12 protein-coding genes are annotated in these 12048 nt (G+C 69.6%); 5 read left to right on the top strand and 7 right to left on the bottom strand.

The window, feature by feature from the left end; genetic code table 11:
• Positions 1-163 precede the first annotated feature (163 nt).
• The 4 genes from C7H75_RS05640 (at position 164) to C7H75_RS05630 (ending at position 3001) form a co-directional block, all read left to right on the top strand.
• Positions 164-376 carry a hypothetical protein gene (locus C7H75_RS05640; protein ID WP_005515120.1) on the top strand — a complete coding sequence of 71 codons (213 nt, stop codon included), beginning with the start codon at positions 164-166 and terminating at the stop codon, positions 374-376.
• A 1-nt stretch (position 377) separates the two neighbouring features.
• Positions 378-530: a hypothetical protein gene (locus tag C7H75_RS25925; protein WP_005515122.1), complete on the top strand. Its 153-nt coding sequence runs from the start codon at positions 378-380 to the stop codon at positions 528-530.
• 131 nt (positions 531-661) lie between these two features.
• Positions 662-2320, top strand: coding sequence for a DNA repair helicase XPB (locus C7H75_RS05635; protein ID WP_013415019.1), 1659 nt, complete (start codon positions 662-664; stop codon positions 2318-2320).
• 12 nt (positions 2321-2332) lie between these two features.
• Positions 2333-3001, top strand: a complete 669-nt coding sequence (locus tag C7H75_RS05630) for a DUF3239 domain-containing protein (RefSeq protein WP_084847979.1) — start codon at positions 2333-2335, stop codon at positions 2999-3001.
• Positions 3002-3059: 58 nt separating this feature from the next.
• Here C7H75_RS05630 and C7H75_RS05625 read toward each other — a convergent pair whose 3' ends face one another.
• The gene (locus C7H75_RS05625; protein ID WP_231849566.1) at positions 3060-3326 is read right to left on the bottom strand and encodes a hypothetical protein; all 267 of its coding nucleotides are present in this window, start codon (positions 3324-3326) and stop codon (positions 3060-3062) included.
• Positions 3327-3731: 405 nt separating this feature from the next.
• On the opposite strand from C7H75_RS05625, the gene C7H75_RS05620 reads away from it, so the two are divergent.
• Positions 3732-5273, top strand: a complete 1542-nt coding sequence (locus C7H75_RS05620) for an alpha,alpha-trehalose-phosphate synthase (UDP-forming) (protein WP_064057926.1) — start codon at positions 3732-3734, stop codon at positions 5271-5273.
• On the opposite strand, the gene C7H75_RS05615 is transcribed toward C7H75_RS05620, so the two are convergent.
• From C7H75_RS05615 to C7H75_RS05590, 6 genes are all read right to left on the bottom strand, one after another.
• Complete coding sequence (locus C7H75_RS05615; RefSeq protein WP_106851073.1) at positions 5274-6530, bottom strand: MCE family protein; 1257 nt, start codon at positions 6528-6530, stop codon at positions 5274-5276.
• Between the two features lie 161 nt (positions 6531-6691).
• Positions 6692-7285 carry an isopentenyl-diphosphate Delta-isomerase gene (idi, locus tag C7H75_RS05610; protein WP_022594314.1) on the bottom strand — a complete coding sequence of 198 codons (594 nt, stop codon included), beginning with the start codon at positions 7283-7285 and terminating at the stop codon, positions 6692-6694.
• A 36-nt stretch (positions 7286-7321) separates the two neighbouring features.
• Positions 7322-8308 (bottom strand): phytoene/squalene synthase family protein, encoded by a 987-nt coding sequence (locus C7H75_RS05605; protein WP_106851072.1) that lies wholly within the window; start codon positions 8306-8308, stop codon positions 7322-7324.
• Complete coding sequence (gene crtI / locus C7H75_RS05600) at positions 8301-9920, bottom strand: phytoene desaturase family protein (RefSeq protein WP_106851071.1); 1620 nt, start codon at positions 9918-9920, stop codon at positions 8301-8303. Before crtI ends, C7H75_RS05605 begins: the two co-directional genes overlap by 8 nt.
• The gene (locus C7H75_RS05595; protein ID WP_394342300.1) at positions 9917-11185 is read right to left on the bottom strand and encodes a glycosyltransferase family 2 protein; all 1269 of its coding nucleotides are present in this window, start codon (positions 11183-11185) and stop codon (positions 9917-9919) included. Before C7H75_RS05595 ends, crtI begins: the two co-directional genes overlap by 4 nt.
• Positions 11182-11997: a carotenoid biosynthesis protein gene (locus C7H75_RS05590; RefSeq protein WP_106851984.1), complete on the bottom strand. Its 816-nt coding sequence runs from the start codon at positions 11995-11997 to the stop codon at positions 11182-11184. The genes C7H75_RS05595 and C7H75_RS05590 overlap by 4 nt, the downstream gene beginning before the upstream one ends.
• Between the last annotated feature and the right edge of the window lie 51 nt (positions 11998-12048).

Below are 12048 nucleotides of genomic sequence, written 5' to 3'. Positions count from 1 at the left end.
TTGCCACTTCGAATTCAGGAGCGACAATGGCCGACCGAAAACCCGGTAAGAGTCTGAAAAAGTCTGCACAGTCCATCAAGGAAAAGCGTGCGGAAAAGCGGGAGCGTGCCGCTGATGCCGGTGAGTTGATCAAAAAGCGGAAGCGCCACTGACGGACCGCGCCATGACCCGCGAGGCCCCGGCGCCCGACGCGCCGGATGTCCTGGACCACCTGCATCGGAAACTGGACCTGCTGCTGGGCGACGACGCCCCCGGGCAGCCCCGCCCGCCGGGCTTCCGGTCCGCGATCGCGTCGGCGAAATTGTTCGTCCTCGACGAACGCGCACACAATTCCGGTTTTCACAAATTCAACGACGCCGAAAAAAGAGGATCCTGACGTGAAGCGGACCCTGCTCGCCCTGGACAGAATTCAGACGCGACTGGAAAACGAGCTCGACGCCACCGAAGTCCGCTCCGAACGCGACGCCGGCTACCGCGCCGGAATTTCCGAGGCGCTGGTGCAGGTGATGGAAACGAGGAAATCCCTCTGAGGCCTTCGGCCTGTGCGCCTTTTCGGTAGCCCTCACTACCGAAAAGGCGCACGGGCCGGAGGCCTACGTGGCGGGACGTCGCCGACGTCTGGACAATGGTCTGGTTACCGTTCCGCTGCTAGGAGGCGCACGTGACCGACGGCCCGCTGATCGTCCAGTCCGACAAGACCCTGTTGCTCGAGGTCGATCACGAGCGCGCCGACGAGGCACGGCAGGCGATCGCACCGTTCGCCGAGCTCGAACGCGCCCCCGAACACGTGCACACGTATCGGATCACCCCGCTCGCGCTGTGGAATGCGCGCGCCGCCGGGCACGACGCCGAGCAGGTCGTCGACGCGCTCGTCAACTTCTCCCGGTTCGCGGTGCCGCAGCCGCTGCTGGTCGACATCGTCGACACCATGGCCCGCTACGGCCGGTTGCAGTTGGTGAAGAGCCCGGTGCACGGTCTCACGCTGGTGAGCCTGGACCGTGCGGTGCTCACCGAGGTGATGCGGCACAAGAAGATCGCCCCGATGCTGGGCGCGAAGATCGACGACGACACCGTGATCGTGCATCCCAGCGAGCGCGGGCACCTCAAGCAGATGCTGCTCAAGATCGGCTGGCCGGCCGAGGACCTCGCCGGGTACGTCGACGGCGAGGCCCACCCCATCGACCTCGCGTTCGAGGAGGGCCACTGGCAGTTGCGCGACTACCAGGAGATGGCGGCCGACTCGTTCTGGGCCGGCGGCTCCGGCGTCGTGGTGCTGCCCTGTGGCGCCGGCAAGACCATGGTGGGCGCCGCCGCGATGGCCAAGGCGAAGGCGACGACGTTGATCCTGGTCACCAACACCGTCGCAGGCCGGCAGTGGAAGCGCGAGCTGATCGCCCGCACCTCGCTCACCGAGGAGGAGATCGGCGAGTACTCGGGTGAGAAGAAGGAGATCCGCCCCGTCACCATCGCCACCTATCAGGTGATCACCCGCAAGTCGAAGGGCGAGTACAAGCACCTCGAGCTGTTCGATTCCCGCGACTGGGGCCTGGTGATCTACGACGAGGTGCACCTGCTGCCCGCGCCGGTGTTCCGGATGACCGCGGATCTGCAGTCCCGCCGCCGTCTCGGTCTCACCGCGACGCTGGTCCGCGAGGACGGTCGCGAGGGCGACGTGTTCTCGCTGATCGGGCCGAAGCGCTACGACGCCCCATGGAAGGACATCGAGGCGCAGGGCTGGATCGCGCCCGCCGACTGCGTCGAGGTGCGGGTGACGCTCACCGACGCGGAGCGGATGGCGTATGCGACGGCCGAGCCGGAGGAGCGCTACAAGCTGTGCTCCACCGCCCGGACCAAGCACGCGGTGGTGAAGTCCATCCTGGACAGGCACCCGGGCGCGCCGACGCTGGTGATCGGCGCCTACCTGGACCAGCTCGAGGAACTCGGCGCGGAACTGGACGCCCCCGTCATCCAGGGTTCCACGCGAAACAAGGAACGCGAGGCGCTGTTCGACCGCTTCCGGGCCGGTGAGATCCAGACGCTGGTGGTGAGCAAGGTCGCGAACTTCTCGATCGACCTGCCGGAGGCGTCGGTGGCCGTGCAGGTGTCGGGCACCTTCGGCTCCCGGCAGGAGGAGGCGCAGCGGCTGGGCCGACTCCTGCGTCCCAAGCACGACGGCGGTCAGGCACACTTCTACTCGGTGGTCGCTCGGGACACGCTCGACGCCGAGTACGCCGCCCACCGTCAACGCTTCCTCGCCGAGCAGGGCTACGCGTACCGGATCACGGACGCCGACGACCTGCTCGGCCCGGCCATCGGATAGGACCCCTCACCCGTGCGACGCTTCGAGTTCCCGGTCGACAAACTTCATGCCAAGGCCGTCAACGAGACCCTCGGCGATCTGCGACGGCTGCAGTGGTCGGCCGCGCTGATGGCGGTCCTGCTCGGCGCCGGCGCGGCATGGATGTTCGTCCTGGCACACCCGTGGTCGTACATCCTCGGCGTGGTTCTCGCGATCTGCGCACTGACCTCACTCTTCATGGTGGTGTGGACGCCTCGGAAGGTGGGCAGCATCGAGGATCTCTACGCGAAGGGTGACCTGGTACCGGCGATCGTGTCGGAGGTGCATCCGCGCGGGTACACGCTGCTGTCGCTGGTCGACATCGCCAAGCCCGGCGCGACGAAGGCGCACTACGCGCTCGCCGCCCGGACCGTCCGCACGCTGCCCGGCAAGAGCTACGCGGTGGGCGCGAAGCTGCCGTCGGTGTCGGTGCTCGGCGACCGTGGATCGCGTTCCTCCGGTGAGACGTGGCAGATGGTGAGCTTCATGCCGGTCTCGTGGGGCACCCGCGACAGCAAGGTCCTCACCAAGGCGTCGGCCGCGATCGACGACGTCGAGTGGAAGCTGCTGAACAAGAACATCGCGAGGTCGGAGAAGGTTCGGGGCTCGAGCGGGCAGTTCGTGCTGCTCGATCCGGCGGATCTCCCCGACGAACTGCGCTGACGCGCAGCGAATTACAGCGATGGGATTAGCCCCGGCCCCGTTTCCCGGGGCCGGGGCCTCAGATCATCAGGGCCGCGAGGCCGACGCCACCGACCGCAACGAGCGCGATCGTGAGCGCGAGGGTCACAGACCCCATCAGTACAACCGTCGCGACCGCCGGCACCGCCGCCACCACGATCAGCAGGGCGACCCACCACAGCGCCGTCTCGACGGACGTTGATCTACCGATTTCCAAGTCGTGCAAGATGTTCGGCCGGACAGCGCCGGTCATCGGCCGGGAAACAGATCCGTTGGCTCGGAGTTCCATAGAGGTGACCTCCTTCATGAGGTCACCTCAGTCTCGCGCACTTCGGCAGATTTCGCAGCCGTGTCGGCAGAACGATCGACATCGACCGCCGCGTCCGGCCGTCCGGGCGCCGATTCCCTTCGAACGCTGAACGTTTTCCGGATGAACGTCAATTGAACTGTGGTGCAGCGATTCCGGACGATTCGCCGTCACTCGGCCGCGCAACGAGGAAGCCGCGCAGGGGCTTTGCCGCCCCGCCGCGCCCCTTCCCCCCGATCGCCGGCATGTGTGTGTCGGACGCCCGATCGGTTGCCGCGCACGCACAACACTGATACAACAAATCTATTCCGACAGCTATAGATTTGTCGTCTCGTCGGGCGGCGCGGTTCCGTGCTCCGAGCGATCCCCGCCCCCGGCGGGACGCGTACCCACGGGAGCCGCTCGATGCCATTGGAACTTGCCGACGACACAACCGCCCGCCCCGACGAACAGTCCGACTTCGTCGTGGTCGCCAATCGCCTGCCCGTCGATCTCGAGGAGCGGCCCGACGGCTCCACCGCGTGGCGGCGCTCGCCCGGCGGGCTGGTCACCGCGCTGGAGCCGGTTCTGCGCAGCAGGAACGGCTGCTGGGTGGGCTGGCCCGGCGTCGCCGACCGTGACGTCGCTCCGTTCACTCACGAGGGGTTGCGGGTGCACCCGGTCCGCCTCGGCGAGGACGACATCGAGGGCTTCTACGAAGGCTTCTCGAACAGCACCCTGTGGCCGCTCTACCACGACGTCGTCGTCAAACCCACGTTCGACCGCGAGTGGTGGGCCACCTACCGGGACGTCAATCTGCGCTACGCGCATGCGGCCGCCGCCGCAGCCGCACCCGGTGCGACGGTGTGGGTCCACGACTACCAGCTGCAGCTCGTTCCCCGGCTACTCCGGGAGCTGCGCCCGGACGTCACGATCGGGTTCTTCCTGCACATCCCTTTCCCGCCCGTCGAGTTGTTCGCCCAGCTGCCGTGGCGGCGCAGCGTCCTCGAGGGGATGCTCGGCGCCGACCTGGTCGGCTTCCACCTCCCCGGCGGAGCCGAGAACTTCGTGGTGCTGGCGCGCCGGTTGCTCGAGCTCGAGACGCGGCCGGTCGCCGACGGACGCGGCGAGGTCCGCTTCGACGGGCGCATCGTCCGGGTGGGAGCCTTCCCGATCTCCATCGATTCGGCCGACATGGTCGAACGCGCGCGCAGCGAGTCGGTGCGCCGGCGCGCCCGCGAGATCCGGGAGGACCTCGGCAACCCCGAGCAGATCCTGCTGGGTGTCGATCGGCTGGACTACACCAAGGGCATCGACCTGAGACTCGACGCACTGGGCGAGCTGTACGACGAGGGCCGGCTCGACCCGAGCCGGACCGTGATGGTGCAGCTCGCCACCCCGAGCCGGGAGCAGGTGGAGCAGTATGCGCTCATGCGGACGTCGATCGAGACGCAGGTCGGTCGGATCAACGGTGACCACGGTCGCCTCGGGCGCGCGCCCGTCCACTACCTGTACCAGCCGGTGCCGCGGGACGAGTTGATCGCGCTCTACGTGGCCGCGGACGCCATGCTCGTCACGCCGCTGCGCGACGGCATGAACCTCGTCGCCAAGGAGTACGTGGCGTGCCGTCCCGACCACACCGGAGCTCTCGTCCTGAGCGAGTTCACCGGCGCCGCTTCCGAATTGGACCAGGCATACCTGGTGAACCCGCACGATCTCGACTTCGTCAAGGACACCATCGTCGCGGCCCTCGCGCAGTCGCCGGAGCAGCGCAGCACCCGGATGGCCGCGCTCCACGCCCAGGTGATGACCCACGACGTGCACCACTGGGCGCGAACGTTCCTCGACCACCTGGCCTTGGCCGGCCGCGCCAACACCGAGGTGGAGGAGTTCTCCCTGGACTGGCAGATGCCGACGACCGGCCCGTTCTCGCCCGGCGAGTCGCCGATCGCCGCCACGGGGCGGTAGTCACCGCGGCGGCACCAATCCCATCACGGTCGCGAGCTGCGTCGCGATCGGGTTGAGGTTCAACGCATCCGAAGCCACCTTCGGCTTGTCGTCCCACGGCTGCGCGACGGTCGGGTCGGCCAGCGCCGCCCGTTCGGCGCTGCGCACGCCCGTGACACTGCCTTGCGGCGCGAGGCACCGGACGTCGGAGGCGAACGGGAAGTCGTCGCGGGTGTCGTCGAACTCGGGGTCGCGCCGCTTCATATCCGCCAGGATCTCGTGGGTGCTCTCGTAGCCGACCGTGCACGCGGGCGGATTGTTCGTCTCGAGGATGATCCCGAAGTGGATGGTGCCGTCGCCCGGCGCGACGGCACGTGCGGCCACCGGCAGGGCGGGCAGCAACTGCAGCATCGAGCGCAGATAGGGCTCGCGCCCCGGGGCGAGCGAGGTGACCTGCTGCGTGTTCGAGAGCACCTCGGTGAGGTCGGCGCCGCTCTCGCGGACCAACGCACCCACCTGGTCGCTGGTGGCGGTGCCCGTGCCGATCAGCTTGCGTACGTCCGGATCGCTCGAGCGCAGCTGGGCGGCGAGTGCGTCGAGGTCGGCGCTGAACGAGCGGATCGACGACGCCTGGCCCGCCTGGGTGTCGAGTACGGTGCGGCCGTCGCCGATCAGGTCGAGCGTCTGCGGCAGCGCATCCGACGCCTCCCGGGTGAAGGCGTTCAGCGAGTCGACGACGGCCTGCAGGTTGTCGCCCTGGCCGTCGAACGCCTTGCCGAGTTCGGTGGCGACCGTGTGCAGCCGGTCGGCGGGCACGGATCGGGCGAACGCGTCGACCGAGGCCACCAGATCCTCGACCGGTGTCGGGACGGTGGTGTCCTTCCGATCGATCACGGATCCCTCGGCGAGGTACGGGCCGTCGCTGCCGGTGGGCTGCAGGTCCACGTACTGCTCGCCGATCGCCGACCGGTTGGCCACGACCGCCGCCGCGGACGCCGGAACCTGCGGGCCGCCGTCGTCGAGGCGCAGTTCCACGCGGACGCCGTCGGCGGTGAGCTGCAGGTCCCCCACCCGTCCGACCGGGACGCCGCGGTAGGTGACCTCGGCGTTGGAGAAGATGCCGCCGGAGGTCGGCAGGTCGACGAACACGGAGTACTGGCCGAAGCCGAGGAGGTTGTCGAGACGCGCGTACTTGCCGCCTACGAAGACGATGCTCACGACGGCCAGGATCAGGAACGCCGCGATCTGGCCTCGCGCCAGCCTGGACACCATGTTCATCGCCGCCGGCCCTCCATGCTCACCCCGAAGAGAATGTCGGCGAGATCACCAGAACCGCCCCACTGTTACGCAGGCAACAGGCTACCGCTATCCGTTACTCGGGGTCACATTCATGTGACCGGAGTTACAAAGTGGACAATTGTCCGGCTCGCAACCGGCCGCTACGGGGCGTCCACCCCGTGCCGGGCGGCGGGCGGCAGGGCTGTCAGCGGCGCGGCGGTCCAGGCGGCGGGATCCGGGCCGAGTCGGCGCAGCTGCTGCACCTGCTCGCGACACCACGGCGACACGGCGCGAGCGCCGGCGTCGACCTCCGCGGAGAACGTCGACCAGGCCACCCAGTCGACGTCGTCCACCTCCCCCCGCCGCGGAACGGGCGGCGGCCCGTCGTAGCGCACCCGGAATACCGGGCAGATCTCGTTCTCCACCACACCGCTGTCCATCACCGCGCGATAGCGGAAGTCCGGCAGAACCAGATCGACCTCGGACGAATCGATCCCGAGCTCGTGATGCAACCGTCGCCGAACCGCCTCGCGCAGTGGCTCGCCCAGGGCTGGGTGCCCGCAGCACGTGTTGGTCCACACTCCCGGCCACGTAGCCTTGTCGAGGGCACGGCGAGTCATCAGCAGCCGCCCGTGGCGGTCGAAGACGTAGGACGAGAACGCCAGATGCAGCGGCGTCGCGGTGGTGTGGACGGTCGCTTTCGGCTCGGTGCCGACGGCGCGGCCCGCCTCGTCCAGCAGCACGACATGTTCCATGTGATTCCTTCTTCGTCGGGTCGGGGCCGTCGGGGGTCAGGCCGCACGCGCTCGCGTCCGCGCCGTCCGGCGCAACCGCGCGGACGTCCGGCCCGCAATCAGCAACTGCGGCACCGCGACAGCCAGTCGGCGACGCCGGGAGACGACCGCTCGCTCGCAGAGCACGCGGTATCCACCGTCCTCCACTTCGCGCAGGATGTCGGCGTAGAGGACGAATGCGGTGCGGATCGCCGGCCGCGCCGCGGGATCGAGCATGTCGAGCCCCGGTTCGGCGGCCCGGTACACCGACCGGGTGTGGGCGACGAGATGGGCGAGCGCTCGGCCGAGCCGGGGATCGGTCCGGCCGGTCGATCGACAGCGGCGAAGGAGTTCCTCGTCGACGCCGAACGCCGCGAGCTCGTCGGTCGGCAGATAGATCCGGTCCCGGTCCAGGTCCTCGCCCATGTCGCGGATGAAGTTCGTCAGCTGGAACGCTTCTCCCAGCGCGCGGGCAGGGCCGACGGCGTCGTCGATCGGAACCGACGTGCCCAGGATGGGCAGCATCTGCAACCCGATCACGGCTGCCGAGCCGTACATGTACTCGGACAGCTCGGCCATCGTGCGGTATCGCGACCGGAACGCGGCGGTTCCCGGGATGTCCATCCGCATCGAATGCAGGAACGCGTAGTGGTACTCGTGTGGAATGCCGTAGCGCGCAGTGGTGTCCGCCAGCGCCCTCAGGACCAGGTCCGTCTCGGCGTGTCCCGACACCCCACCGGCCAGCACCGTGCGGACCCGCGCCTCGAGCTCGTCCAGCGCCGCGGCCGCCGCCCGGTCCGTCGGGGCGATACCGCTGTCGGCGCCGACGTCGACGACGTCGTCGACCATGCGCGCGAAGCCGTACAGCGCGTGCACACCCGCCCTCCGCGACGTCGGGAGCAGTCTCGTCGCCAGGAAGTACGTCTTGCCGTGCCGCGCGTTCAGGGTGCGACACAGGCGGTAGGCCGCGTGCAGGCTCGGATCGATACCGTCGAGTTCACCCATGCCGGACCTCCACCCGAGACGTTTCCGTGTGCCGAGCTGCGGCCGTGGGCGCCCCGGTGATCCGTTCGGCGGCGAGGCGCCCCGAGACGAGGACGGTCGGCACCCCGACCCCGGGCGTCGTCCCCGACCCGGCCAGCACGACGTTCCCGATCCCGGACACCATGTTCTTGCGGCGGAACGGGCCGGTCTGCCGGAATACGTGCGCCGAGGAGAACGGGCTTCCGGCCAGCATGCCCTTGTCGAGCCAGGTCTGCGGGGTGTCGAGATGGTCGACGACCATGGCCTGCCGCAGATCTCGATAGCCCCGCCCTTCCAGGTCGTCCTGGAGCTCACGCATGTACGACGTCCCCAGCCGGCCCCAGTCCAGATCGGCGCTGTCGAGGTTGGGGCACGGCGCGAGGATCGACACCGGCTCGCTGTGCACGCCGTCCCGGACGACGTGCAGACCGGGATCGGTGACGGCCGGGCGCGTGATCAACAGTGACGGGTCGTACATCAACCGTCCTCGGCCACGCGGGGCGGTGATCCGGGCGAACGTCTCCGACCACTGCGCACCGAAGTCGATGGTGTGGTGCGCACGAGTCGGCCACGTCCGCGTCACCTCGGTGGGGACCGTGCCGTGGAAGACGACGGCCGACGGCGACGCCACCGCGTAGCCGCGTCTGCGCCCGCGCGTGGCGACGCCCGCGCCGTCGAGCAGCCGGTCCACCACGGGGAGGTCCGCTGTGAGAACCAATGCGTCACACTCGAAGTGACGGCCGTCGGCCGTCCGGACGCCGGTGGCCCGGCCACCGTCGACGTCCACCGCGCAGACCTCGGCGCCGGTGTGCACCACCCCACCGTGGCGGGTGAGGGCATCGGCCATCGCCCGCGCGATGGTGCACATGCCCCCTTCCGGGAAGTAGACCCCGAGCGAGGTGTCCATGTGCGCGATGGCGCCGTACACGCCCAGGGCCTTCGCGGGCGACATGCCGGCGTACAGCGCCTGGAAGGTGAAGATGCGGCGCAGTCGGTCGTCCCGGACGAACGAGCCGACCCGCGGTCCGAGGCGACCGAACCCGCCCAGGCGAACGAGTTTCGCGGTGTCGATCAGCGCTCCCCGCGACGACACCAGGTCGAGCGGCGAATCGAAGTTCGAGTCGATGTACCGGTCGAACTCGGTGTCGAAGATCGACGCCAGCCACCGCCGCAGTCGGCGATAGCCTGCGGCTTCGCCTGCACCGCAGACTCGTTCGACCTCCGCGGACATCGCCGCCGGATCGGAGAAGACGTTCAGCGAGGTGCCGTCGGCGAACCGGGCGTGATAGCTCGGCGCGAGTTTGGTGAGCGTGACCGGCGGCGACGTGGACTCGAACGACTCACCGACGGCCGCGAGGGCGTCGGCGATGAGTTCGGGCATGGTCAGCACACTCGCGCCGTTGTCGATGTCGTACAGCCGGTGCCCGGAATCGTCCCGCACCTCGTACGTGCCGACCCGGCCGCCGACCGAACTCTCGCGCTCGAGAACGGTGACGCGCTTGCCTGCCCCCGCGAGGTGCAGTGCCGCGGACAGCCCGGCGAGCCCCGCTCCCACCACGACGACCGACTCGGTCCGTCCCTCGACCGCCCTCATGCGGCACCGTCCAGGATCGACATCAGGGTTCCTCGCTTCTCTCGTTTCCGCGCTCGGTGTGCGGACGGTTCGCCGGTCGGGGAGGGCAGTGCTCTGCCCTTCCAGGAGAGGGTATTTCGTGCCCGGCGGATGTGGGAATCCACGACCAGTCCGGCGAAGACCGCGGTGGCCGGCGGGTGCAGAGCGGCGCTCGCGATCATCCGCAGCAGATCGACAGCCCGCACGCGACCACGATCGGCGACCGCGCTCTCGGACATCGCCGCGCCCACGCGTCCGGCCACGCCGGCGAGGTAGCCGACGGTGCCCGCACGCCGTATGCGTCCGGATCCCAGGACAGCCGCGGCGGGCGGCAGCAGGTACGCCACCGCGGCGAAGGTGAGAACACCTGCGGCCCCTGGCCGCCCGCCGAACGACGACCACAACCATCGCGTGTAGCCCGCCCGTAGTTCGGTCCAGTTGCGGTACATCCGGCATTCGACGAATCCGGCGCCGGACACGACGACGGTGCGCTCACCGGCCCGCCGCAGAGTCCTCGCGATGTCGAGATCCTCGGTGGCGCTGGACGCGACGGACTCGTGTCCACCGATCCGCCGGTAGGCGTCGGCGTCGAACACGAGGAGCTGACCGCACGCCACGGCCAGTGACGGCCGCAGCGAACGGTTCGCCGCGGCGACCATGACGGTCGACATCCACGAGAAGCTCAGCAACGGCTGGATCAGCCACTCGGCGAAGCCCCCGGTCCGCTGTTCGGGCCACGGGCACACCAGCGCGGCTCCGCTGCTCCGCAGTGCCGTCACCGCCGCCCACACCGCGTCCGGTGCCAGCCGCACATCGGCGTCGACGAAGACGATGACGTCGGCGGCGGGAGAATCGGCCTGCGCCAGCTCGGCGAGGCGGCGGCAGGCCGCCGCCTTTCCGGTCCACCCGGGCGGCGGCGCGGCGGTGTTCGAATGCACCGCGATCCGCGAGTCACCGCGAGCGGCGTCCAGTGCTGCTTCCCGCGTCCCGTCCCGGGAACCGTCGTCGAGGACGATCACCCGCAGCTCCCCCGGCCAGCTCTGGGCGCGAAGGTCGCCGATCAGTAGCGGCAGTCTCGTCTCCTCGTCGCGCGCCGGTACGCAGACCACGACCCGATCATTTTTCGCCGCCGCAGCCCCGCGTCGTCGCAGCCGCGGCATCGACAGCGCGTTGCCGACCGACAGCGCCGCCGACGCCACCGCCAGCGCCGCCCCGCTCACGATCAGCCGACGGGTGACGGCAGTCATGCCGTCACCCGGAGCGGTGCGCGTCGCCAGGTCAGCGTCCACAGCAGCGGGACGCCGACCGCCCCCATCATGCAGAACCCGTAGACCGCCGAGTACCGCAGCTCGGCGCCGTCCAGCAGGGCCGCGTGCGCGAACGCCGAGCCGAGCCACGTCCACACGAACAGCACCAGCGGCGCGGTGTCCGGCATCCGCGGGCCGGCGGGCCGGCGGGCGCGAGTGCGCCTGTCCACGATCTCCACGACGACCGCCATCAGCAGAGCGGTACCGAACCATCCGAGGTAGTTGGTGACCGGAATCGACGCAATGCCCGGCAGACCGGGAGCGTCGGACGTCCACGTCCACTGTCCGTCCGTCACCATCTGGGTGTCGAGGTACAGATCCCACCCGACCATCCCGACGGCGGTGAGCACGATCCGCTGGAGCCACAGCCGCCCGGCGGGCACCCGGGAGCGTTCGAGCACGTAGGTCACCGCGCACCAGATCGGGTAGAAGCCGGCCGTCCAGGCGAACGGAACCACGACCGGGACGCCGTCGACATCCATCCCGAGCCGGTCGACGGCGTAGAAGTAGCTGCCGAACGGGAAGCCGGTCGCGGTGCCGACGATCTCCGCGGCCAGACCCACGCCCGCGGTCGTGACGAGCAGTGCCGACGCCCACACCGCGCCCCGGGACAGGCCGGCGTGCACCAGGACCGCCGCCGCCGACAGCGTGACGACCGCAACGGTGATCGTGTCGCGGGCTTCCCCGGTCACCAGGGCATACGTGATCTGGGCGAGCAGTGCGCCCCCGACCAGTGCCCACAGCAGCACCATCGCCCCCGCCCGCGGCGCCGTGACCCCGAGGGGGCGGGCGTCCGTCGGCGC

Origin of the sequence: Rhodococcus (subgen. Prescottella) equi, from assembly GCF_003013675.1 — a bacterium.
GTDB lineage: Bacteria > Actinomycetota > Actinomycetes > Mycobacteriales > Mycobacteriaceae > Prescottella > Prescottella equi.
Note: the sequence above shows the minus strand (reverse complement) of the source record. Positions and strands in the feature narration are given on the sequence as shown.